This is a genomic window from Streptomyces sp. NPDC003248 (assembly GCF_055563235.1).
On record NZ_JBVHDT010000010.1, the window covers coordinates 81,855 to 104,471 of the forward strand.

At 73.9% G+C, this 22,617-nt stretch carries 18 protein-coding genes; 11 read left to right on the forward strand and 7 right to left on the reverse strand.

Translation table 11 applies throughout. The features are described 5' to 3' along the window. Positions 1 to 7: 7 nt before the first annotated feature. Positions 8 to 565 carry a flavin reductase family protein gene (locus tag ACZ3KJ_RS23130; protein ID WP_467529594.1) on the reverse strand — a complete coding sequence of 186 codons (558 nt, stop codon included), beginning with the start codon at positions 563 to 565 and terminating at the stop codon, positions 8 to 10. Further along, positions 562 to 2,154, reverse strand: a complete 1,593-nt coding sequence (locus ACZ3KJ_RS23135) for a 4-hydroxyphenylacetate 3-hydroxylase family protein (RefSeq protein ID WP_467529596.1) — start codon at positions 2,152 to 2,154, stop codon at positions 562 to 564. Before ACZ3KJ_RS23135 ends, ACZ3KJ_RS23130 begins: the two co-directional genes overlap by 4 nt. A 279-nt stretch (positions 2,155 to 2,433) precedes the next feature. Between ACZ3KJ_RS23135 and ACZ3KJ_RS23140 the strand changes: the two genes are divergently transcribed. The 4 genes from ACZ3KJ_RS23140 (at position 2,434) to ACZ3KJ_RS23155 (ending at position 6,009) form a co-directional block, all read left to right on the forward strand. Then, positions 2,434 to 3,873, forward strand: a complete 1,440-nt coding sequence (locus ACZ3KJ_RS23140; protein WP_467529597.1) for a class II 3-deoxy-7-phosphoheptulonate synthase — start codon at positions 2,434 to 2,436, stop codon at positions 3,871 to 3,873. A gap of 50 nt (positions 3,874 to 3,923) precedes the next feature. Beyond that, the gene (locus ACZ3KJ_RS23145; RefSeq protein ID WP_467529599.1) at positions 3,924 to 4,403 is read left to right on the forward strand and encodes a MaoC family dehydratase; all 480 of its coding nucleotides are present in this window, start codon (positions 3,924 to 3,926) and stop codon (positions 4,401 to 4,403) included. Between the two features lie 249 nt (positions 4,404 to 4,652). Next, on the forward strand, positions 4,653 to 5,264 hold the full coding sequence (locus ACZ3KJ_RS23150) for a TetR/AcrR family transcriptional regulator (RefSeq protein WP_467529601.1): 612 nt from the start codon (positions 4,653 to 4,655) through the stop codon (positions 5,262 to 5,264). Between the two features lie 13 nt (positions 5,265 to 5,277). Next, positions 5,278 to 6,009, forward strand: a complete 732-nt coding sequence (locus ACZ3KJ_RS23155; protein WP_467529603.1) for a siderophore-interacting protein — start codon at positions 5,278 to 5,280, stop codon at positions 6,007 to 6,009. A 93-nt stretch (positions 6,010 to 6,102) separates the two neighbouring features. Here ACZ3KJ_RS23155 and treZ read toward each other — a convergent pair whose 3' ends face one another. Continuing rightward, entirely contained in the window at positions 6,103 to 7,848 is a 1,746-nt protein-coding gene (gene treZ / locus ACZ3KJ_RS23160) for a malto-oligosyltrehalose trehalohydrolase (RefSeq protein ID WP_467529605.1), read from the reverse strand. Between the two features lie 157 nt (positions 7,849 to 8,005). On the opposite strand from treZ, the gene ACZ3KJ_RS23165 reads away from it, so the two are divergent. The 3 genes from ACZ3KJ_RS23165 (at position 8,006) to ACZ3KJ_RS23175 (ending at position 10,530) form a co-directional block, all read left to right on the forward strand. Next, positions 8,006 to 8,557 carry an FHA domain-containing protein gene (locus tag ACZ3KJ_RS23165; protein ID WP_467529607.1) on the forward strand — a complete coding sequence of 184 codons (552 nt, stop codon included), beginning with the start codon at positions 8,006 to 8,008 and terminating at the stop codon, positions 8,555 to 8,557. 177 nt (positions 8,558 to 8,734) lie between these two features. Further along, positions 8,735 to 10,057: a M14 family zinc carboxypeptidase gene (locus tag ACZ3KJ_RS23170; protein ID WP_467529608.1), complete on the forward strand. Its 1,323-nt coding sequence runs from the start codon at positions 8,735 to 8,737 to the stop codon at positions 10,055 to 10,057. Then, positions 10,054 to 10,530 carry an SSI family serine proteinase inhibitor gene (locus tag ACZ3KJ_RS23175; protein WP_467529610.1) on the forward strand — a complete coding sequence of 159 codons (477 nt, stop codon included), beginning with the start codon at positions 10,054 to 10,056 and terminating at the stop codon, positions 10,528 to 10,530. The genes ACZ3KJ_RS23170 and ACZ3KJ_RS23175 overlap by 4 nt, the downstream gene beginning before the upstream one ends. A gap of 186 nt (positions 10,531 to 10,716) precedes the next feature. Here the strand turns inward: ACZ3KJ_RS23175 and ACZ3KJ_RS23180 are convergent, their stop codons facing one another. The 3 genes from ACZ3KJ_RS23180 to glgX form a co-directional block, all read right to left on the reverse strand. Further along, positions 10,717 to 11,967 carry a M14 family zinc carboxypeptidase gene (locus tag ACZ3KJ_RS23180; protein ID WP_467529612.1) on the reverse strand — a complete coding sequence of 417 codons (1,251 nt, stop codon included), beginning with the start codon at positions 11,965 to 11,967 and terminating at the stop codon, positions 10,717 to 10,719. 235 nt (positions 11,968 to 12,202) lie between these two features. After that, the gene (gene treY, locus ACZ3KJ_RS23185; RefSeq protein WP_467529613.1) at positions 12,203 to 14,551 is read right to left on the reverse strand and encodes a malto-oligosyltrehalose synthase; all 2,349 of its coding nucleotides are present in this window, start codon (positions 14,549 to 14,551) and stop codon (positions 12,203 to 12,205) included. A 182-nt stretch (positions 14,552 to 14,733) separates the two neighbouring features. After that, the gene (glgX, locus tag ACZ3KJ_RS23190; protein ID WP_467529615.1) at positions 14,734 to 16,854 is read right to left on the reverse strand and encodes a glycogen debranching protein GlgX; all 2,121 of its coding nucleotides are present in this window, start codon (positions 16,852 to 16,854) and stop codon (positions 14,734 to 14,736) included. Between the two features lie 193 nt (positions 16,855 to 17,047). Here glgX and ACZ3KJ_RS23195 point away from each other — a divergent pair, with 193 nt between their 5' ends. The 4 genes from ACZ3KJ_RS23195 to ACZ3KJ_RS23210 all read left to right on the forward strand — a co-directional run bounded on the left by ACZ3KJ_RS23195 (position 17,048) and on the right by ACZ3KJ_RS23210 (position 21,660). Further along, the gene (locus ACZ3KJ_RS23195) at positions 17,048 to 17,899 is read left to right on the forward strand and encodes a Tat pathway signal sequence domain protein (RefSeq protein ID WP_467529617.1); all 852 of its coding nucleotides are present in this window, start codon (positions 17,048 to 17,050) and stop codon (positions 17,897 to 17,899) included. A 220-nt stretch (positions 17,900 to 18,119) separates the two neighbouring features. Continuing rightward, a complete protein-coding gene (locus tag ACZ3KJ_RS23200; RefSeq protein WP_467529619.1) occupies positions 18,120 to 19,472 on the forward strand; it encodes a copper amine oxidase in 1,353 nt (450 codons plus the stop codon). 102 nt (positions 19,473 to 19,574) lie between these two features. Continuing rightward, positions 19,575 to 20,813 (forward strand): SAV2148 family HEPN domain-containing protein, encoded by a 1,239-nt coding sequence (locus tag ACZ3KJ_RS23205; RefSeq protein WP_467529621.1) that lies wholly within the window; start codon positions 19,575 to 19,577, stop codon positions 20,811 to 20,813. A 124-nt stretch (positions 20,814 to 20,937) separates the two neighbouring features. After that, a complete protein-coding gene (locus tag ACZ3KJ_RS23210; protein WP_467529623.1) occupies positions 20,938 to 21,660 on the forward strand; it encodes an exonuclease domain-containing protein in 723 nt (240 codons plus the stop codon). 38 nt (positions 21,661 to 21,698) lie between these two features. On the opposite strand, the gene ACZ3KJ_RS23215 is transcribed toward ACZ3KJ_RS23210, so the two are convergent. Next, positions 21,699 to 22,568: a phosphotransferase enzyme family protein gene (locus tag ACZ3KJ_RS23215; RefSeq protein ID WP_467529625.1), complete on the reverse strand. Its 870-nt coding sequence runs from the start codon at positions 22,566 to 22,568 to the stop codon at positions 21,699 to 21,701. Positions 22,569 to 22,617: the final 49 nt, after the last annotated feature.

Below are 22,617 nucleotides of genomic sequence, written 5' to 3' on the forward strand. Positions count from 1 at the left end.
CGTACGGTCACGGTGCCGGTGCGACCTCGGTGAAGGTGCCGCGGTGGAAGACCAGGGGCTCGTGGTCGCGGCCGACGGCGCCCAGAACCCGTCCGACGACGAGGACGTGGTCGCCGAGTGTCTGGGTGAGGTGCAGGGCGCATTCGAGCGTTCCGGGACCGTCCGGCAGGACCAGACAGCCGGTGTGCGGGCCTACGGCCCAGTCGGCGGCCTGCTCCACCGGCGGGCGTCGGGCCGCGGGCGCGGTGAGGACGCCGACCAGGGAGCGCGCCCGGTTGCCGAGGAACGACACGGCCCACTGGCCGGACGCGCGCACGCGCCGCAGGAAGGTGGAGTCGTCGCGCAGGTACATCGACACCAGCGGCGGGTCGAGGGAGACCGAGGTGAACGAGTTCACCGCGATGGCGTCGTGGCGCACGCCGGACCGGGTCTCGAAGCGGGTCGACACCGCGCACACGCCGGTCACGAACTGGCCCAGGACGTGCCGGAGATGGGCCTGGTCCGGCAGGACGGGGACAGCGGGCGGGGCGGCGGGCACGCCCGGAGCGGGGGGACGGCTGCTCACCGCGCGGCCTCGACGGGGGCGGTCGCCCGGGTGTCCGGTGCGCCGGCGCCGATGACGGTGGTGTCCTTGGGGGCGACGAGGTCCGGGACCTTCCAGCCGTTCTCGTCGTACTCCGACAGGCACTGGTCGACGAGCTGCTTGTAGTCGTCGAACTTCCCGGAGGCCTGCTGGGCGTGGAGCGCCTCGAAGCGGATCTGCTCGTGGTTGCCCGCGTAGTTCATCTCGTACAGCTCCCAGCGGGCCCCGAACTCGGTGCCGACCGCGTCCCACGCCAGCTTCATCAGCTTCACCCGGTCGATCGCCTCCACGCCCAGGCCGCGGACGTACTTGTCCAGGTAGGGCCGGACCTCGGGGTGGGACCAGTCCGCGGCGTGGGAGTTGTTGTAGATCAGCGCGCTGCCGAGGTCCCGCAGGAAGATCTCGCGCACCTTCGGGAAGATGGACGAGGACAGGACGCGGAAGGCCAGCGCGGTCTCGCCGTTGGGGGTGACGGTGCCGTCGGGCCACTTGGTGGGGTTCTCGGCCATGGAGTCGACCAGGGCCCAGAACATGTTGCGGTAGGCGAGGACCTCGCCGAGCCGGCTCTGCACCCCGCGGAACTCCGAGGTGCCCGTGGTCTCCAGGCACTTGGCGAGCAGACCGGTCAGGAAGTCCATCTTCACGGCGAAGCGGACGCAGGCGTGGAACATGGCCCGGTAGAAGAAGCCGGACCCGTAGAAGAAGTTGTTCGCCTTGTCCACGTCGTAGCAGAAGACGTTCTCCCAGGGGATCAGCACCTGGTCGAAGACGAGGATGCCGTCGTTCTCGTCCAGGCGGCTGCTGAGCGGCTGGTCGAAGGGGCTGCTGACGGTGGCCGAGGCGAACTCGTACGACGGCCGGGAAATGATCTTCAGGCCGGGGCTGTTGGTCGGCACGATGAAGTACGCGGAGAACTCCTTGGCGCCCTTCGGTATGGCCCCGTAGCTGCCGATGAAGATGTGCTGGGTGAGCGCCGCGCCGGTGCCGACGACCTTGGCGCCGGACACCACGAGGCCGGCGTCGGTCTCCCGGTCCACCGTCAGCATCACGTCCTTGAGCTCGGTCAGCCCCCGGTTGCGGTCGATCGGCGGGTTGACGATGCCGTGGCCGATGAACAGCACGTTCTCCTGCGCCTTGCGGTACCAGGCGGACGCGTTGTCCTCGAACGGCGCGTAGTGCTCCTTGTTCGATCCCAGGGTGGACAGGAACGCGGCCTTGAAGTCGGGGGTGCGGCCCAGCCAGCCGTACGTCATGCGCGCCCACTCCTCCATGGCCCGCGCCGCGGCGCGCAGGTCGCCGGAGGTGTACGGGGCCTTGAAGTAGGGGTGGGTGAAACCGCCGTTGCCGGTGTCGGTGGGGACGACCAGTTTGCTGTTGCGCTCGGGGTCGTGGAGCGCGTCGAAGAGCCGGGCCACCATGCGGGAGTTGTTGCGGAAGGCCGCATGGCTCGTGACGTCCCGCACCTTCTCGCCGTAGATCCTCACTTCCCGGCCGTCCCGGAGGCTCTCGAGGTACTCGTCCCCGGTCTGCGGGCGGGACGCGGACCCGGACGGGCTGTCGGTGCTGCTCATGCGGAATCACCTTTCGGGCCGGTGGTGTGGCGGGATGCGGCGGACCGCGCCTGCCGTCGGGTGCCGATGACGGTCGCGCCTGCCGAAATGCTCCAGGAGCGGGACCGGCCCCGACAGTCGGCCGCTGGGGCTAGTACGCGGGTAGTAGATCCGCCCTTCTAGCCACAACGACCCACTGCCTGGGCCCCGCCGGCGCGTGACAGGCTGCGCCCACCGCAACCCCCGTGCCCTGCCCTCGGAACAGAAGGCGTTGAGGTTTTCAGCGTGGAATCCCTGGAAATGGACGAAAACTCACTTCCCGATCCCTCTGTCGAAGCGTGGCGGGCGCTGCCCGCGGCGCAGCAGCCCGACTGGCCCGATGCCACGGCGCTGCGGACCACCCTGTCGGCCCTGTCCGCCGCACCGCCGCTGGTGTTCGCCAGGGAGTGCGACACCTTGCTCGACCGTCTCGGCGAAGCCGCCCTCGGCCAGGCCTTCCTGCTCCAGGGCGGCGACTGCGCGGAGACCCTGGACGCGGTGAGCGCGGAGTCGGTCCGCAACAAGCTGGAGGTCCTTCTCCAGATGGCCGCCGTGCTGACGTACGCGGCCGGCGTCCCGGTGGTCAAGGTCGGCCGTATCGCCGGCCAGTACGCCAAACCCCGGTCGCAGCCCACCGAGACCCGCGACGGCGTGACGCTGCCCTCGTACCGGGGCGATGCCGTCAACGGGCTGGACTTCACCGCCGAGGCCCGCACCCCCGACCCGGCCCGGCTGGAACGCGTCTACCACGCCTCCGCCGCCACGCTCAACCTGCTGCGCGCCTTCACCGCCGGCGGGCACGCGGACCTCCAGCGGGTGCGCGAGTGGAACCGTGACTTCGTGGCGCTGTCCGCGGCGGAACGCCGCTACGAGCGGCTGGCGGACGAGATCGACGCGGCGCTCACGTTCATCCGGGCCTGCGGCATGAGCACCTCGACCCTGCGCACCACGGAGGTGTTCGCCAGCCACGAGGCGCTGCTCCTCGACTACGAGTCCGCCCTGGTGCGCACGGACCCCGACACGGGACGGCGGTACGCCCTCTCCGGGCACCTGCTCTGGATCGGCGAGCGCACCCGCCGGCCCGACGGCGCGCACGTCGCGTTCGCCGCCGGGGTCAGCAACCCGCTCGGCGTCAAACTGGGTCCCGACGCCACCGTCGACGACGTACTGACCCTGGTGGACCGGCTGGATCCGCGGCGCACCCCGGGCCGGCTCACGTTCATCGCGCGGATGGGGCGGGGCCTGGTGCGCGACCGGCTGCCCGCCCTGGTGGAGGCGGTGCGCGCGGAGGGCGCCCGGGTGGTGTGGGTGTGCGACCCGATGCACGGCAACACCTTCACCGCGCCGAGCGGCCACAAGAGCCGGCGCTTCGAGGACGTCCTGGACGAGATCACGGGCTTCTTCGAGGTGCACCGGGCGCTGGGTACGCATCCCGGCGGGGTGCACGTGGAGCTCACCGGCGAGGACGTCACCGAGTGCGTGGGCGGGAGCAACGAGGTCCTCTCCGACGACCTGCACCTGCGGTACGAGACCGCGTGCGACCCCCGCCTGAACCGAGGGCAGTCGATGGACCTGGCCTTCCGGGTCGCCGAGTGGTTCAGCGCCGAGAAGCGCCGCCTCGGCCGCCCCCGCCCGGAGCCCGCCTCGATCCGCCCGGCGGGCGTGCCGGTGTACGCGGCCTACGCGGCGTCCCACGGCTGAGCGCCGGATCCCGACCGTTGCGAGACTCCCGAGAGGAAGGACCACTCACCGTGCGGCACTTCGAGTACTTCCGCGTCGGCAGCACCTACGAGCTGGGGGCCACCCGGCTCACGAGCGAGGACATCATCGGCTATGCGCGGGTGTGGGATCCGATGCCCTTCCACCTGGATCCCGAGGCGGCGGCCCGCTCCCCTTTCGGCGGCCTGGTGGCCAGCGGCTGGCACACCGGCGCCGTGGTCATGGGGCAGTTCGTCCGCGCCCTGCTCGCCGGCTCCGCCTGCCAGGGCTCCTACGGCATGGACGAGGTCCGGTTCCTGCGCCCGGTGCGGCCCGGCGACGAGCTGCGCGGACGGGCCACCGTGGAGGAGGCCGCGCCGCATCCCCGGCGCCCGGACACGGGCACGGTCCGTTTCGTCGTCGAGGCGGACAACCAGCAGGGCGAAGCGGTGTACCGGATGCGCACGCGGCTGCTGTTCGGTCGCGCGGAGACCGGCGGCGCCCCGCGCGAGGAAGCGGCCATGCACCGCTGAGGGCGCCCGTGCGGCCCGCCGACTCCCGTTTCCCTTCGGATTTCCCCCGGTCCGGGGGGAAACGGGGCACCTCCCGAGGGACCTGGCGGATGCCGGAGCTTTGACCGTACGCACCGTTGCGTCTAGTCTAAGAGGTCGATCTTCCGGACAGGTCGTCGCCGACCGCCCGGGACAGGCGCCGCGACGCGAGGAGGAGGGCACGCCATCGACGCCCCACACGACCCCCGGCAGCCGGCCGACGCGCCCGCGGTGCGCACCAGGAGCGGCCCGCGGCGCAGCGAGGCCGCACGCGTCGCGGTCCTGCGGGCGGCCGACGACCTGCTGATGGACGTCGGCTTCCACGCGATGACGGTGAGCGCGATCGCCGAGCGGGCGGGAGTCGCCAAGCAGACCATCTACCGGTGGTGGCGGTCGAAGGTGGCCATCCTCCTCGACGTCCTGGAGGAGGACCTGCACGACAGGGCGTCCTGGCCGGAGCCCCCGGAATCCGCGCAAGCCGCCCTGGAGCAGCACGTGACGCACCTGAGCCGGGTCTTCACCCAGTCCCCCACCGGCCACGTGCTGTTCGTGCTCATCGGTCATGCCCTGCACGACGCGACGACCGCCACGGTCCTGCGCGACCAGGTGCTGACCCGTCAGCGGCAGTACGACCGCTCCCGCGTCCGGCAGGCCCTCGCCCCGCTACCCGGCCGCGAGGTGACCCGGGACGAGGCCGACCAGCTCCTCGACCTGCTCATCGGACCCGCCTTCCACCGGGCCTTCACCACGGGACAGCCGCTGGACCCGCGGTTCGTCGAGCGCCTGACCGCCACCGTCCTGGCCTGCCGGCACGGCGTCCCGCAGGCACCCTCCGCCACCTGAAGGGCTGTTCCCCATGTTCCGCGCCCGTCGCACCCGCCATACCGCCACGGTGGAGGCGGTCTCCCTGATCGCCCCGCGCATGGCCCGCATCACCCTGTCCGGACCCGGCATGTCCGCCTTCCACCGCGACGAACCCACGCAGTGGGTGAAGCTGTTCGTGACCGACCCCCTCGACGGCCGGTCGGTGGGCCGCGCCTACACCGTGCGCCACTACTGTCCCGCCGAACCGCGGCTCGACGTCGACGTGGTGCTGCACGGCAACGGTCCGGCCGCACGCTGGGCCGAAGCCGCCCGCCCGGGCCAGGAGGTCTCCTTCGGCGGTCCCAAGGGGTCCTTCCGTCCCGTCCCCGACACCGACTACTACCTCCTGGCCGGCGACGAGAGCGCCCAGCCCGCGATCCTCACCATCGCCGAGAGCCTGCCGCCCGGTCAGCGCGGCGCGGTCTACCTGGAGGTGGAAGGCCCCGAGGCCGAGATCGAGGTGAGCCGCCCGGCCGGCCTGGACGTCGTGTGGGTCCACCGGGGCGCCGGCCGTCCGAAGGGCGAGGCGCTGCGCGAGGCCGTCCTCGGAGCCACCGTCCCGCACGCGCGCGTCGCCGCGTGGGCGGCCGGCGAGTCCGGTGCCGTCAGGGCCATCCGCCGCCACTTCACGGAGGACCTCGGCCTGGACCGCCACCACGCCTACGCGAAGGGCTACTGGAAACAGGACGAGGCGGACCACCGCGATCCACTGGCCTCGGACTAGCGGTGCTTCGTCACCTCGCGAAGGCCACCGCCGCCCAGGTCGTCCCCACCTTCGGGCGGCCCGGCCCACCCGCACACGCCCGGGCCCGACCCTCTACTCCTGCTCCAGTACGACGCAAGACTCCCCGGGCACGTGCAGCACCCCGTCCGCCCCCGGCGCCGCCACCGGCTCCCACGCCGCCAGGACGCGGGCGGGGCGAGGCCCCAGGGGGATCGCCGCCGTCTCCTTGCCGAGGTTGACGGCCACCCGTACGTCCCCGCGCCGGAAGGCGAGCCAGCGGGCCCGGGGGTCGTGGGCGACCTTCAGGTCGGTGAGGTCGGGGTCGGTGAGGTCGGCCTGGGTGTGGCGCAGGGCGATCAGGCGGCGGTACCAGTCCAGGACGCGCGCGTGGGGCTCGCGCCGCGGCTCGGACCAGTCCAGGCAGGAGCGGTCGCGCGTCGCCGGGTCCTGGGGGTCGGGCACGTCCTCCTCGGCCCAGCCGTGCGCGGCGAACTCCCGCCGTCTGCCCCGCCGTACGGCCTCCGCGAGGTCGGGGTCGGTGTGGTCGGTGAAGAACTGCCAGGGGGTGCCGGCCGCCCACTCCTCGCCCATGAAGAGCATCGGGGTGAAGGGGGCGGTGAGGACCAGCGTGGCGGCGCAGGCCAGCAGGCCGGGGGAGAGGGTGGCCGACAGGCGGTCGCCCTGGGCGCGGTTGCCGATCTGGTCGTGGGTCTGGCTGTAGCCGAGGAGGCGGTGCGCGGGCAGCCGGGTGCGGTCCAGGGGGCGGCCGTGGTGGCGGTCCCGGAAGCTGGAGTACGTCCCGTCGTGGAACCAGCCGCCGGTGAGGGTCTTGACGAGCGCGGCGAACGGGTCGCGGGCGAAGTCGGCGTAGTAGCCCTGGGACTCGCCGGTGAGGGCGGTGTGCAGGGCGTGGTGGAAGTCGTCGTTCCACTGCGCGTGCAGGCCCAGTCCGCCCTCCCGGCGGGGCGTGATCAGCCGCGGGTCGTTCAGGTCGGACTCGGCGATCAGGAACAGCGGCCGGCCCGTCTCGGCGGCCAGGGCGTCCACGGCCGCCGACAGCTCCTCCAGGAAGGGGTACGCGCGCGTGTCGGCCAGCGCGTGCACCGCGTCCAGGCGCAGCCCGTCCAGCCGGTGGTCGCGCAGCCACGCCAGCGCGCTCTCCAGCAGGTACGCGCGGACCTCGTCCGAGCCGGGCGCGTCGAGGTTGACGGCCGATCCCCACGGCGTGTGGTGCGTGTCGGTGAAGTACGGGCCGAAGGCCGGGAGGTGGTTGCCGGACGGGCCGAGGTGGTTGTGCACGACGTCCAGGACGACGCCGAGCCCGAGGCCGTGCGCCCGGTCCACGAACCGCTTCAGCGCCTCCGGCCCGCCGTACGGCTCGTGCACCGCCCACAGCGAGACACCGTCGTAGCCCCAGCCGTGCCGGCCCGGGATGGGGCACAGGGGGAGCAACTCGACGTGCGTGACGCCCAGTTCCGCGAGGTGGTCGAGCCGCTCGGCGGCCGCGTCCAGGGTGCCCTCGGGGGTGTAGGTGCCGACGTGCAGCTCGTACAGGACCGCGCCCCGCAACGGGCGGCCCGGCCACGGCGTGCGCCAGGTGAAGCGCGACTGGTCCACGACGGCGCTCAGGCCGTCGGGGCCGTCCGGCTGGCGGCGGGAGCGCGGGTCGGGCAGGACCGGGCCGTCGTCCACCGCGAAGCCGTACCGCGAGCCGTCCGCGGCCTCCGCCTCGCCGGTCCACCAGCCCGCCCGCCCGGGATCACGCTCCAGCGCGCGCGTGGCCCCGTCGCACCGGAGCGTCACTCGTTCGGCCTGCGGTGCCCACACCTCGAACTGCACGGACGGTTCCCCTTCGTCTGCTCACCGTGATGCCCCAGCCCTCCCATCGTGCTCCACCCGCGGTGGATCCGCCGGGCGAACACCCGGGCACGCGCGCGAGGAGCACGGATTTCCCGTTTCCTGGACACCCGGGGTTCACTGACCGACAATCACCAGCGTGACGTCGTCCTTCGAGTTCAACACGTACCCCGCGCGGCTGTCCGACGCGGAGCGCGACAGGGCGCTGAAGGTGCTGCGTGACGGCGTCGCCATGGGCCGCCTGTCCCACGACACGTTCATCCGCCGGATGGAGCTGGCGCTCACCGCCCGGCGCTCCGACGAACTCGCCGCCCTCACCGCCGACCTCCCCCGGGAGAGCCGCTTCTCCCGGGCCGTCTTCGGCACCGTCGAGGCCGTCTCCGGGTTCACCGTCCGGCTGCGGCGGGCCTGGCAGGCCGAGCGGCTGCCCAAGCTGCTGCTGCCGCACCCCGGCACCGCGCACGCCCTGCGCATCGGCCGGGACCCCGCGAGCGGGCTGCGGCTGACGCACGAGAGCGTCTCCCGCGTGCACGCCGAGCTCTGCCGCCAGGGCGGCATGTGGGTGCTGCGTGACCTCGGCTCCACCAACGGCACGACCGTCAACGGGCGCCGCGTCATCGGCGCGGCCGTCGTCCGCGAGGGGGACCAGGTCGCCTTCGGACAGATGACGTTCCGCCTCTCGGCGAACTGACCGCCGCTCCAAGGCCCCGCGCCCGCGGCGGTGTTGACGTACCTCCCGCGTCATGACTCACTGTGCGTACACCGCGCACTCCCGGTGAACCGACGAACCGACGAACCGACGAACCGGCGAACCGGCGGCGCCCCGACGCGGAGGTGTGCCCTGCCGCCACTCCTGCGCTACCCGACCGTGGACGAGACCGCGGCCCGCGCGGCCGCGCTCGCCGCCGGCCGGCCCGGGGACGCCCGGCTGCGCCGCGTCGGGCTCTCCCGCGCGGGCACGCCCCTGTGGCTGCTGTCCGTCGGACACGGCACCCGCCAGGCGCTCGTGGTGGCCGGACCGCACGCCAACGAGCCCGTCGGCGGCGCCACCGTCCTGCGGCTGGCCGAACGCGTCCTCGCCGACCCCCGCCTCACCGAGGGCGCCGACGCCACCTGGAACCTGCTGCTGTGCCTGGACCCCGACGGCCTGCGCCACAACGAGGGCTGGCTGACCGGCCCGTACACCCTCGGCCGCTACTTCCGGCGGTTCTTCCGCCCGGGCTTCCTCGAACAGCCCGAGTGGCTGCCCGAGGGAGCGGCCGCCGCCGCCCTGCCCGAGACCCGCGCGCTGCTCCGCCTCCAGGACGAGCTGAAACCTTTCTTCCAGTGTTCGCTGCACGGCGTCGACGTCGGCGGCGGCTTCGTGGAACTCACCCGTGACCTGCCCGGACTCGCCCAGCGGACGGCCCACGCCGCCGCCCGCCTCGGCATCCCCCGCGAACTCGGCCCCTACGACACCCTGTACTGGCCCCGCCTCGGACCCGCCGTCTACCGGATCCCGCCGCCGCGCCCGCGCGACCTGGCCGCCGCCATCACCGAGGCCGCCGTCGAGTCGACCTGGTACCACCCGCACCGATACGGCACGGTCACCGCCGTCGTCGAGTCGCCCATGTGGGGGGTCGCCACCGTCGAGGACGCGTCCCCGCCCGCCGACCGGGACGCGGCGCTGCGCACGGTCAGCGGGACCCTGCGGCACGACACCCGCGTCCTGGAACGCCTCCTCACCCGGGTACGGCCCCACCTCCCCGGCACCCCCGACGCGGCCCGCCTGCTCGCGCCGGTCGACGACTACCTCCTGGTCTGCCCCGGCCTCGCCACCGCCTGGGACCCGGACACCGCCGACCCCGCCCACCCGCTCCCGCCGCTCAGCACCGCCCATCTGACCGCCCTGCGCATCGCCGGCCGCCGTATCGCCGTCCGGACGGCCGGCCTGCTGCACCAGCTCGTCACCGGCGCCGGAGACGACCCGGCCGGGACGCTGCCGGAGCTGGACGCGCTCATCGACCGGTGGTGCGCCGACTACCACGACGGCTTCCAGGCGCGCTGGATCCCCGTCGCCCGCCAGGTGGAGTACCAGGTGCGGGTCGTGCTCGCGGCGTTCGACCTCGCCGGGCGCCGCGCCGCCGGTCCCGCACGATCGGGTGAGCCCGACTGGGGAAGCCGGCCCGCCGTGCCGATGCACCGGGAATGACGTACTTCCCCCCACACCCCCTGCTCCGCGCCCTCCCCGCCGCCACCGCGCTCCTCCTCGCCGCCGTCGCCCCGGTGCCGGCCGCAGCGCCCCGCGACGGGCTGCCCGGCGACTGGGTCCGGCTGACGGTCAGCGGGGGCGGCCCCCGTTCCGCCGGCACCCGCGGCACCCTGCTGCTGTGCGACCCGCCCCGGGGCCACTCCCGTGCCGCCGAGGCCTGCGCCGACCTCGACGCGGCGCGCGGTGACATCCGCTCCATCCCCGCGCGGGACGGCATCTGCTCCCTGGTGTACGCCCCGGTGACCGCCGAGGCCCACGGGCGGTGGAAGGGCCGCCCCGTCACGTACACCGAGGACTTCGCCAACGCCTGCGTGATGCGCGCGGAGACGGGCGCCGTGTTCGCCCTGGACGACGAGCGGCCGCCCGGCCTTCCGCCCGCCCTCCCCGGTCCCGCCGAGCGGTCGGGGGACTGACCTTCGCGGTGCGCCCCGGAACCCCCCGTGGGCGGGCGGGGAGCTCCGGGGAGCGTACGGCCGTGTGCGCGTCCGTCCACCTGTGCAGCCGTAGCACCTGTGCAGCCGTAGCACCTGTGCACCTGCGTGTTTCGCCTGCCGCCCACCGCCCGTGGTCTGCCGCCCGTGGTCTGCCGCGTGCCGCGCCTACGCCGCCCCCTCGCGCGCGTGCAGCGCCGCCGCCACGACCGTGCGGGACTGGTGCTCCACCTGGTGCTCCACGGGCACCCAGCGGGCACGGAAGCGTTCGGCGAAGGACTCGCTCCAGCCCGCGACGAGGTGCTCCAGCCGGGGGGCCGCCCGGTCCTCCCGCTCCCGCAGGACCCGCCACAGCATCGCCGCCGCCCGCAGCGGCAGCCGCCGGGCGAAGGCGTCCACGCTGCCGACGTACGCCATCGTCGTGCCGGCCGGTGGGGTGTGGGTCAGGTCCGCGGCCAGGCCCGGCACCAGCTCCAGTCCCCACCGGGCCGCTCTGAGCAACGGCCCGTCCACCCCCTCCAGCCGCGGCAGCGCCTCCACCAGCACCCGCTCCACTTCCCACGCGTCCCGCAGCAGCCGGTGCGCCAGGCGCCGGATCGCCGCGGCCGGGGCGGGGTGGGGGGCGGGGTCGTCCACCATGTCGCTCGCCCACATCGGCACCTCGACGACCGCGGTCAGACCGCCGTAGCGGTGGGCGTGGTACCAGGTGCTGTGCCGGGCGTCGTCCGGCATGCTCGGGTACGCCGCGCCCGCCCCCGGCTCCGGCATCACGTGCACCCCGGGCCCGGACGCCGGCCAGCCCGCCGCGTCGGAGGAGCCCGTCTCCACCGGTATGTGCAACTGCGCCGCCGACTTGGCGAACGGCTCGGCCAGACCCGGGATGTCCTTCGTCAGCTGCACCCAGCTGCCGCCCAGATCGGTGCCGTGCAGCGTCACCTGGAGGTAGGGCCGCAACTCGTCGATGACCCGGGTCAGCGCGCGCGTCTCGGGCGGCAGCCGGTCCGGCGGGAGGACGGCGGGCGACCACTCCGGCTGCTCCGGGCCCGCGGGCCGGAAGAAGCCGAGGTGGTAGTCGAGCAGGCTGCGCGGCGACGGGGCGCGGTGCAGGCTCGCCCCGTCGGGGTCGGCGCACAGCAGGAAGTGCCAGGACAGACCGTCCCGCAACTCCCTCTCCTGCACCACCCGTTCGGCGAGGGCGAGCAGGGTCGGCCCGCCGGTCGGCTCGTTCGCGTGCGCCCCGGCGACCACCAGCACCGCGCGTCGGGCACGGCCCACGGACAGCAGGTGCAGCGGCCGTCCCGCACGGGAGCGCCCCACCCGGCGCAGCGCGCACAGACCGGGTTGGAGCGCGGTCAACGCCCCCGCGAGCGAGGTCAGTTCGCTCACCGTGGGGTAGCGCTGCTCCGGCACCAGACTCACCCCCGTCACGTCAGCCCGGCCTTCGCCATCCGCAGTACCCCATGGACGCCCCGCGCTGTCAAGAACGCCCAGGGGGAGCCTCCCCGGGGCGCCCGGATGCGCGGACGGGACCGCGTCGGCGGGGCCGGCGCGCTCAGGGCGCTCCCGACGGATCTCCGCGACGCCGCAGGCGGCCGGCAGGCGACGGGCGGGAGCGCCGGCGGGCGGCCCGCTGCCGCCGCCGGTCAGAAGCGCCCTAGTCGGCCACCCGCTCCAGCAGCGCCACCGGCAGCCGGTCGAACAGCTCCGCCACGCGCGCGTGCCCGGTGAACTTCCGTCCGCCGTCCAGGGCGTCGGCCCACCGCCCGGGCGGCAGCGCGAGCCGGGTGTCCCGCCAGCCGCCCGCCTCCGCCAGCCGCAGCGACAGACGCGTCACGGCCGTGACGACCTCACCGGAGCGCGCGAACGCCAGACAGTGGCCCGCGGCCGGCCCCTCGGCGGCCAGCGGCTCGTACGCCGCCGACTCCCCGAAGACGTCCGGCCGCCGCCGGCGCAGCCGCAGCGCCGCAGCCGTCACCTCGCCCTTGGCTCCGGGGGCCTCCGGCGGCAGGGACACGGGCCGCCGGTTGTCCGGATCCACCAGGGCCCGGTACTCGCCCTCCGTGCCCTGGTAGAGGTCCGGCACCCCCGGCATCGTCAGGTGCACCAGCGCCGTGCCCAGCACGTTCGCCCGGATGTGCGGCTCCAGCGCCTCCCGCAGCGCGGCCACCGGCTCGCCGGGCGCCCCGCACGGCCCCGCCGCGACGAACGCGGCCACCGCCTCCTCGTACGGCGGCTCCTGCTCCGTCCAGCTCGTGTAGAGCCCCGCCTCGCGCACGTGCTTGAGCAGTGCCTCCCCGACCCGCTCCGGGGCCGCCGGGCCGAGCCCGAACACCGTCTGCCAGGCCGCCCACGCCGTCTGCCCGTCCGGCACGGCCTCCTCGGCCCGCGTCACCCGCGCGAGGACCTCCTCCCAGCGCCGCGGGCACTGCGACAGCACGGCCAGCGCGGCCCGCACGTCGGCGCTGCGCTTGGTGTCGTGCGTCGACACGACCGTCCCGGTCAGCGGCCAGTCGCGCTGCACGCGCGCGCAGTAGGCGTGGAACCGGTCCGGGGACACGCCCGGCCGGCCCGGGTCGCCGCCCACCTCGTTCACCGACAGCAGCGGCACGTACCGGTAGAACGCCGTGTCCTCGAGGGCCTTGGCCCGCAGCGCGGACGCCGTCTGCGCGAACCGCGTCCGGAACTCCACCGCCGCCGGGCCCGAGCCCCCGCCCAGCACCAGGGCGCGCACCACGTCGACCGCGCCCGCCTCCTCGGGGACCACGAAGGCGTGCCGCGCCTCCCCGGCGGCCTCCTCGGTGACCACGTCGGACGCGTCACCCGAGGCGTACGGCCGGTACACCTCCAGCCGCACCAGCAGCTCCTCCAGGGCCGTGCGCAGCGCCCACGGCGCCCGGTCGCGCAGCGCCGGGTCCGGGGAGGCGGCGCACACCCGCACCGCCGTCCGGGTCAGCCGGTCCAGCTCGGTGGCCAGCTCGTGCGCGAGCACCCCGTACGCCGCCCGCCGGGCCGTCGCCGCCCACTCCCCGCCCCGGTCGGTCTGCGGGGCCGCGAAACGCCGGTACAGCGCGAGCAGCTCGCCGGCGCCGTCCGGGTCGGTGAAGAGCCCGTCGACGTGGCGCAGGGCGTCGTAGCCCGTGGTGCCGGCGACCGGCCAGGAGTCCGGCAGGCGCTCCTCGTCCGCCAGGATCTTCTCCACGACCGTCCAGCGGCCCCCGGTCGCCCCGTGCAGCCGCTCCAGATAGGTGTCGGGGTCGGCGAGGCCGTCGGGGTGGTCGACGCGCAGCCCGTCCACCACGCCCTCGTGCAGCAGCTGGAGGATCTTCGCGTGCGTGGCCTCGAACACCTCGGGGTCCTCCACCCGCACCCCGATCAGCTCGGAGATGCTGAAGAACCGCCGGTAGTTGAGCTCGGTGCGGGCCAGCCGCCACCACACCGGCCGGTACCACTGCGCGTCCAGCAGCTGGGGCAGCGGCAGGTCCTCGGTCCCCTCGCGCAGCGGCAGCTCATGGTCGTGGTAGCGCAGGACACCGCCGTCGACGCGGAGCCGGCCGAGTTCGCCGCCGACCGGCCCGCCCAGCACCGGCAGCAGCAGCTGGCCGTCCTGCGCCTCCCAGTCGATGTCGAACCAGCGCGCGTACGGCGACCTGGGGCCCTCCCGCAGCACCTCCCACAGGGCCCGGTTGTGGCGCGGGGCCACCGCCATGTGGTTCGGCACGATGTCCACGACCAGTCCGAGCCCGTGCTCCCGCGCGGTGCGGGACAGCGCCCGCAGGCCCTCCTCCCCGCCGAGCTCCTCGCGCACGCGCGTGGGGTCCACCACGTCGTACCCGTGCGGGGAGCCGGGCACGGCCTCCAGCACCGGCGACAGGTGCAGGTGCGACACCCCCAGCGACGCCAGGTACGGCACGGCCGCCGCCGCGGCCGCGAACGGGAACGCCGGCTGCACCTGGAGCCGGTAGGTGGCCGTGGGCACGACGGGGGCGGTGCGCTCAGAGGTCATGCAGACCTACGTACCCGCCCTGCCCCTGATCGTGTCACCGCACCCGCCAGGTGGAGGGCCGCCGGCCCACCCCGGCCGGCGGCCCCAGGGCGCTTCTGACGGATCCCCGCGGCGTCACGACGCCCGGCACGCACCCTCACCGCACGCCGCTCCTTCTCCCACGGAGATCCGTCGGAAGCGCCCTACGCCGGCCGCTGGAGCACCGTCATGCCGCGGTCCACCAGGGTCAGCCGGTCCCCGGCCGCGACCTTGGCGCCCGCGCCCCGCGCCGGTGCCTCCGGGTCCGCCGTGTCCACGACCACCTGCCACTGCCGCCCGTGGTCGACCGGCACCACGAACTCCAGCGGCCGCGGCGAGGCGTTGAACATCAGCAGGAAGGAGTCGTCGGTGATCCGCTCCCCGCGCGCGCCCGGCTCGGAGATCGCGTTGCCGTTGAGGAACACGGTCAGCGCCGACGCCTGTGCCGAGTTCCAGTCCCGCTGGGTCATCTCCTTGCCCTCGGGGGTGAACCAGGCGATGTCCGACAGCTCGTCGTGGGTGCCCTCCACGGGCCGCCCGTGGAAGAAGCGGCGCCGGCGGAAGACGGGGTGCTCCGCGCGCAGCCGGACGAGCGCCCGGGTGAACTCCAGCAGGCCGGCGCCGTCGTCCTGGCCGGGGTCGGGCCACCGCACCCAGGACAGTTCGCTGTCCTGGCAGTAGGCGTTGTTGTTGCCGCGCTGGGTGCGGGCCATCTCGTCGCCGTGACTGATCATGGGCACGCCCTGGGACAGCATCAGCGTGGCGAGGAAGTTGCGCATCTGGCGGGCGCGCAGCTCCAGGACGGCCGGGTCGTCGGTGTCGCCCTCCGCACCGCAGTTCCAGGACCGGTTGTGGCTCTCGCCGTCCCGGTTCTCCTCGCCGTTGGCCTCGTTGTGCTTGTGGTCGTAGGAGACCAGGTCGTGCAGGGTGAAGCCGTCGTGGCAGGTCACGAAGTTGATCGAGGCCAGCGGGCGGCGGCCGTCGTCCTGGTAGAGGTCGGAGGAGCCGGTCAGCCGGGAGGCGAACTCCGCGAGCGTGCGCGGCTCGCCGCGCCACAGGTCCCGGACGGTGTCGCGGTACTTGCCGTTCCACTCGGTCCACAGGGGCGGGAAGTTGCCCACCTGGTAGCCGCCCTCGCCGACGTCCCACGGCTCGGCGATCAGCTTCACCTGCGAGACGACGGGGTCCTGCTGCACCAGGTCGAAGAACGACGACAGCCGGTCCACCTCGTGGAACTGGCGGGCCAGGGTCGCCGCCAGGTCGAAGCGGAACCCGTCGACGTGCATCTCGGTGACCCAGTACCGCAGCGAGTCCATGATGAGCTGGAGGACGTGCGGGGACCGCATGAGCAGCGAGTTCCCGGTGCCCGTGGTGTCCATGTAGTAGCGCGGATCGTCGGTCAGCCGGTAGTACTGCGGATTGTCGAGGCCCCGGAAGGACAGCGTCGGGCCCAGGTGGTTGCCCTCGGCGGTGTGGTTGTAGACCACGTCGAGGATGACCTCTATCCCGGCCTCGTGCAGCGCCCGCACCGCCGATTTGAACTCCAGGACCTGCTGTCCGCGGTCGCCCCAGGAGGCGTAGGCGTTGTGGGGGGCGAAGAAACCGATGGTGTTGTAGCCCCAGTAGTTGTTCAGGCCCATGTCGACCAGACGGTGGTCGTTGACGAACTGGTGTACGGGCATCAGCTCCAGTGCCGTGACGCCCAGTTCGGTGAGGTGTTCGATGATCGCCGGGTGCGCGAGGGCCGCGTAGGTGCCGCGCAGTTCGTCCGGCAGCCCGGGGTGGCGCATCGTCAGGCCCTTGACATGGGCCTCGTAGATCACCGTGTGGTGGTACTCGGTGCGCGGGCTGCGGTCGTCGCCCCAGTCGAAGTAGGGGTTGACCACGACCGACGTCATCGTGTGGGGGGCCGAGTCGAGGTCGTTGCGCCGGTCGGGCGAGCCGAAGTGGTAGCCGTACACCTCCTCGCCCCACCGGATCGAGCCGCTGATCGCCTTCGCGTAGGGGTCGAGGAGCAGCTTCGCCGAGTTGCAGCGCAGCCCGCGCTCCGGCGCGTACGGGCCGTGCACCCGGAAGCCGTAGCGCTGTCCGGGCATGATGCCCGGCACGTACGCGTGGCGCACGAACGCGTCGCTCTCGCGCAGCTCCACGGCCGTCTCGGAGCCGTCGTCGTGCAACAGACACAGCTCCACTCGGTCCGCGGCCTCGGTGAAGACCGCGAAGTTCGTACCGGCGCCGTCGTACGTGGCGCCGAGGGGATATGCCTCTCCAGGCCAGACCTGCATGGATACGACTCTTTCAGGTGTGCCGCCCCGCTGGGGGTGCCTTGGCATCGAGTCTCCCGGAAAGTGAGGGAACCACCTGTGACGTATGTCCCTCTTACCCGTCGACCGACGCATACGCCGGAAATCGGTGTGTGCCGCACCAGTGGGGCAGAAATCACGTACTCCCGGAGCCATGGGGGAGTAGGGGGAAGATGTGCGCACGACAGTGCGCCGCCACCTGGGCAAGGTGGTGGCAGGCGCGGGCCTCGCGCTGACCGCGACGGCCGCGATGATCGCGATCACCCTGCCGGGAACGGCGGGGGCGGGCGGGACCGCGGGGAGCACCGGGCAGGCCGCTGGACAGGCGGCCGCGGAACAGGAGGCCGGACAGGGCGCCGGACAGGGGGCCGGGCGGCAGGGCGGCTCGGCCGCGGTGGGACCCGGCGTCGTCGAGGAGGCGCCGGCCGAGGGCGCCCGGGGCGAGGGCCGCGATCCGCTGACCGACGACGAGACCGCGCGCGCCGAACGGATCGCGCTCAACCGGCAGCTCTTCGAGGCCGGTGAGGACGTCGACGGCGACCGCGGCCCGCAGCGGCTGGGCGTCGACCTCGCCGAGCCGGCCGCGGCCGAGGCCGACGACCCGGACGCGCCCCGGCGCGCCGAGGTGACGTTCTACGACTACAAGGACGACACCCTCGTCACCCGGACCGTCAACCTCGACACCGGCACGGTCGAGCGCACCGGCACCCGGCAGGGCGTCCAGCCGCCGCTCAACGCGGCCGAGGAGGCCGAGGCGGTCCGGCTGCTCCTCGCCGACCCGCTGGGCGCGGGCCTGAAGGCCGACTACAACGACGCCACCGGAAGGGAACTCACCTCCCCGGACCAGCTGGTGCCGTTCGGCATGGTGTACCGCGCCTCGCCGGGCGCCCAGCCCGCCGCCTTCGACAGCTGCGGTGTCCACCGCTGCGTACGGCTGCTGCCGAAGGTCAGGAACGGACCGTGGATCGACGCCCGGTCCCTGCTGATCGACCTGAGCGACCGCAAGGTCGGCAGGCTCACCGGCTGAGGCCGTCCGGCCGATCCGCTCGGCCGAGCCGCCCGGCCGAGCCGCACGTCCGAGCCGTCCGGCCGAGCCGTCCGCTCGTTCGAGCCGTGCGTCCGAGCCGTCCGCCGGCCGGCTGAGGCCGCTCGTCCGTTCGCCCGGCCGGGCCGCCCGTCCGCCCGTCCGTCGAGCCCGACACCTTCACCGTCCGCCGCAGGAACGCACAGGAAGCAGCCATCACCTCATGCGCGTCAAGTCCGTGAACAGCGGCCTCCCGCCGCGGGGCGCCGGCCGTGCCCGCCAGGCCGCGGCCCTCGGCCTGTCCGTGGCCGCGCTGGCCGCCGCCGCGTCGGCCGCCGGCACCGGCCCGGCCACCGCCCGGCCCGAGGCCGCTCCGGCGGCCACCGCCGCCGAGTGCAGCGCCGCCTACCGCATCCAGCAGAAGCTCACCTCCGGCACCACCTGGCGCATGTGCTGGCGCCACGAGGCCAAGTCGGGCATCGTCCTGGAGAAGATCTCCTACCAGCCGCCCGGTGAGCCCCGCCCGATCCGCGTCCTCAACAGCGCCCGGATCGCCCAGATCCACGTGCCGTACGACGACGGCAAGAACGAGTACAACGACATCACCGACTTCAACTTCGGCAACGGCATGGTGAACCTCACCCCCGCCGAGTGCCCCGGCGGCACCCTCAAGACGGTGAAGGTGCCGGACGCGTACAACTCCGGGACCCCGAACGTCAAAGGCCTGTGCACCACGACCCGCGCGCACGGCCACGCCTACCGCATGCAGGCCGACTCGGGCGGGGTCCACCAGGCCCAGGGCAAGGACCTGCTGGTCTACAGCGTCAACAAGGTCGGCTGGTACGAGTACATCACCGAGTGGCGCTTCTCCGACGACGGCACCATCGGCATGAACGCCGGCGCCACCGGCAGCCTCTCCCCCTTCGACTACGACGCCGGGGACGGCCGGGGCTGGCCGCTGGGCAAGGGGGCCAGGGCGTACGCCACCAGCCACCACCACAACGTGTTCTGGCGGCTCGACTTCGGCCTCGACGGCTCCTCGAAGACGAAGGTCGAGCAGTACGACTCGAAGGTCGGCCCGCCCGCCTCCGGACGGCCGGGCCCGTCCAGCAGGACCACCCGCACCGCCGTCACCAAGGAACGCGCGGGCGACGCGGCGAACATGCGCTGGTGGCGCGTGGTGAGCACGGCCGGCAAGAACAAGGACGGCCACCGGCGGTCCTACGAGATCGTCACCGGGGCCGGCACCACCTTCCCGGGGCGCGCCTTCACCCGGCACGACGTCTACTTCACCCAGTACAACCCGTGCGAGCAGTACGCCAGCAACAACGTGCGCGACTGCGGCAGCCCCCGGCACGGCGACTCGGTGGACAAGTGGGTGAACGGCCAGCCCCTCACCCACCCCGTGGCCTGGGTCAACGTCGGTTTCCACCACATCGCCCGGGACGAGGACCAGCAGCCCATGCCGGTCCACTGGCAGGGCTTCTCCCTCGCCCCGCGGGACGTCACGGCTATGAATCCGCTCACTCCGCGCGCTCTCGCGGGCCAGAACGGACGGCCCGAGGGCGGTGGTTGAGAAACGACCTGTCCATCCGGCTGCACCGCCGACCGCTCCCGGAGTACCCTTCCTTGATCGTTGGGACGGGGAGTGCTCGGGGGAGCGGAAGGCGGTGCTTGGGTGGGCTCGGGAGGGCTGGAGCTGCCCCCTGGTGACGAGGGTCACGAGGGAGGCTCCTCCACAGACGTCCCGCCCGGCACGGTGTCGCTGGCCCGGCCGATGGAGGGCGCCATCGGGCCGGAGCTGGACTGGGACGCCGACGCCTGGCGCGAGGTACGCACCCGCGCCCAGCGGGCCGGCCGGGCCTACATCTGGCTGAACCTCGTCGAACAGCGGCTGCGCGCCGTCGTGGCCGCCGTGCTGCGGCCCATCTACGAACCCGTCCACGGCGACGACTGGGTGGTCGCCGCGGCCGGCCCCGCCGGACAGGAGTGGGTGCAGCGCGCGGTCGCCGTACGCGAGGTCAGCCGGCGCAAGGGCTACCTGCTCGACCCGGCCGACGACAACGTGATCTCCTTCCTGACGCTGCCGCAGCTGCGCGAGCTGATGGTGCAGCACTGGCCGTGCTTCGAGCCGTACTTCGACGACCGCCGGGACGTCGAACTCGCCCTGGACGAGCTGGAGGTCACCCGCAACGTCGTCTCCCGCAACCGGGCCCTGTCCGAGGCCGTGCTGAACCAGGCCGAACGCGCCTCCGCGCGCCTGCTGGAGATGCTCGGCACCGGCGGTGACGTGCCCTCCGCGCGCCGGCTGCCCGTCGACGCCGTCGAGGACCTGGTGGGCGACCGGTACGCGGACGTGGTCGCCGTCCACTCCGACCGGGTGCGGCTGCTGCGCCGGTTCCCGGCCGAGGACATCTTCGACGGCGCCCGCCGCCTCGACGCCATCGGCATCGGGCTCAACCTGCTCGTGCAGAACTTCTCCGGCCGCCGGCTGGTCCGCCTCGCCGAGGCAGGCGCCCGGGTGCGGCTGCTCTTCCTCAACCCGGCCTCCAGCGCGGTCAAGCGCCGCGAACGCGAGCTCGGCATGAAACGCGGCGAGCTGAGCCGCGCCGTGGAGATGAACATCCTGCACATGCGCCGGGTGCGCTCCCGGCTGCGCGACCCGGGCGCCTTCCAGATCCAGGTCTACGACGAGACGCCCCGCTTCACCGCCTACCTCGTCGACGGCGACGGCTCCGACGGCGTCGCGGTCGTCCAGTCCTATCTGCGGCGCATGCGCGGCATGGAGGCGCCGGTGCTGGTGCTGCGCAACGGCAGCCGGGTGGTCAAGTCGGACGAGGTCGACGACGGCGGACTCTTCGCCGCCTACCGCGAGGAGTTCGAGCTGGCCTGGGCGGATTCGCGGCCGGTGTCCTGAAACGTCCCGGTGCCTGTCCAGGGGCGTGCCCGGCCCGAGAAACGGAATGAGATCCTCTGATTGTCAGTGGCGCATGGGAAGGTGGAGGCCACTGGGGGAAGCACCACCAAGAAGGGGGGCCACCATGGCCTGGCACCGGGAGCTGCTCATCGGCTTCGACCTGGAGACGACCGGAACGGATCCGCGCGAGGCGCGCATCGTCACGGGGGCCGTGATCGAGGTGAGGGGCGGACAGGTCCTGGGACGCCGGGAGTGGCTGGCGGACCCGGGCGTGGAGATCCCGGCGGAGGCGGTCGCGGTCCACGGGATCAGCACCGCGCGGGCGGCCGCCGAGGGCGACCCCGCCGACCGGGTCGCGGACGCGATCGCGGACGTCCTGGTGACGTACTGGCGGACGGGCGTCCCCGTCGTCGCCTACAACGCCGCCTTCGACCTGACCCTGCTCTCCGCCGAACTGCGGCGGCACGGGCTGCCGTCCCTGCGCGACCGCCTCGGCGGCCTCGACCCGGCCCCGGTGGTCGACCCGTACACGATCGACCGCCGGGCCGACCGCTACCGCCGCGGCAAGCGCAACCTCGAAGCGGTCTGCGCCGAGTACGGCGTCCCCCTCGACGCGGCGCACGACGCCTCGGCCGACGCCCTCGCCGCCGCCCGGCTCGCCGGCGCGATAGCCGAGCGCCACCCCAAGATCGCGGCCCTCGGCCCGGCGGAGCTGCACCGCCGCCAGATCGAGTGGTACGCCGAGTGGGCGGCGGACTTCCAGGACTTCCTGCGCCGCAAGGGCGACACCCGGGCCGTGGTCGACGGGACCTGGCCGGTGCGGGAACTCGCGGGCGAAAGGGTCTGACCGCCCGACAGGGCCTAGGAGCGGTCCGGCCGCGCGGCTCAGAAGGGGTACCAGCGCACCGCCTCGTCCCCGTCCCGCAGTGACGCCACCCGGCGTCCGAACTCGGCCAGCGCCCCCGGGTTGGTGGGCGCGTGCTGGGCGACCCAGGCACAGCTCGCCGTCTCGCGGGCCCCGCGCAGGACCGCGCAGCCCTCCCACTCCCGGACGTCCCAGCCGTACGCGTCGGTGAAGGAGTCGTAGGCCTCGGCGGGCAGCCCGTAGCGGTCGCGGGAGAGGGCCATCACGACCAGGTCGTGCTCGCGCAGGTCGGCGGAGAAGGTCTCCAGGTCGACCAGGACGGGACCGTCCGGGCCGACGTGGACGTTGCGGGGCAGCGCGTCACCGTGGATCGGGCCGGGCGGCAGATGCGGGGTGAGCGCGGCGGCGGACGCGGCGAAACCGTCGCGGCGCCCGCGCAGGAAGGCGGCGTCCGCCGGGTCGATGGCGTCTCCCGCCAGCCGCAGCCAGCGCTCCACGCCGGACAGCAGATCGCGCGGGGGCAGGGCGAGGGAGGGCGAGGGGGCGGGCAGGGCGTGCACGATCCGCAGCAGTCCGGCCAGATCGCGGGGCCCGGCGGGCCGTACCGGGTCGGGCAGCCGGTGCCACACCGTCACCGGATGGCCCTCGACCAGCAGCGCCTCCGGTCCGGCCGCCCGCACCGCGGGGACGCCCGCCTCGGCGAGCCACACCGCGATGCCCAGTTCGCGCCGGGCCCGGTCCAGGAGTTCGGCGTCCCGGCCGACCTTCACCACCAGGTCCCCGGCGGCGAACACCGCGTTCTCGCCCAGGGCGAGGAGCCGCGCGTCCCGCGCCGGGCCCGGCAGCACCCCCGCCGCGGCCAGTACCTCCCGCGCCCGTGCCTCGTCCATCGTCCGCCTCCGTGTCATGTACCGCTGTGCCGTGTGCCGCTGTGTCATG

Coding starts and splice junctions, on each gene's coding strand:
- ACZ3KJ_RS23215 (WP_467529625.1), bottom strand. CDS start 22,568: ATGGACGAGGCACGGGCGCGGGAGGTACTGGCCGCGGCGGGGGTGCTG.
- ACZ3KJ_RS23140 (WP_467529597.1), top strand. CDS start 2,434: ATGGACGAAAACTCACTTCCCGATCCCTCTGTCGAAGCGTGGCGGGCG.
- ACZ3KJ_RS23200 (WP_467529619.1), top strand. CDS start 18,120: ATGCGCGTCAAGTCCGTGAACAGCGGCCTCCCGCCGCGGGGCGCCGGC.
- ACZ3KJ_RS23135 (WP_467529596.1), bottom strand. CDS start 2,154: ATGAGCAGCACCGACAGCCCGTCCGGGTCCGCGTCCCGCCCGCAGACC.
- treY (WP_467529613.1), bottom strand. CDS start 14,551: ATGACCTCTGAGCGCACCGCCCCCGTCGTGCCCACGGCCACCTACCGG.
- glgX (WP_467529615.1), bottom strand. CDS start 16,854: ATGCAGGTCTGGCCTGGAGAGGCATATCCCCTCGGCGCCACGTACGAC.
- ACZ3KJ_RS23210 (WP_467529623.1), top strand. CDS start 20,938: ATGGCCTGGCACCGGGAGCTGCTCATCGGCTTCGACCTGGAGACGACC.
- ACZ3KJ_RS23175 (WP_467529610.1), top strand. CDS start 10,054: ATGACGTACTTCCCCCCACACCCCCTGCTCCGCGCCCTCCCCGCCGCC.
- ACZ3KJ_RS23155 (WP_467529603.1), top strand. CDS start 5,278: ATGTTCCGCGCCCGTCGCACCCGCCATACCGCCACGGTGGAGGCGGTC.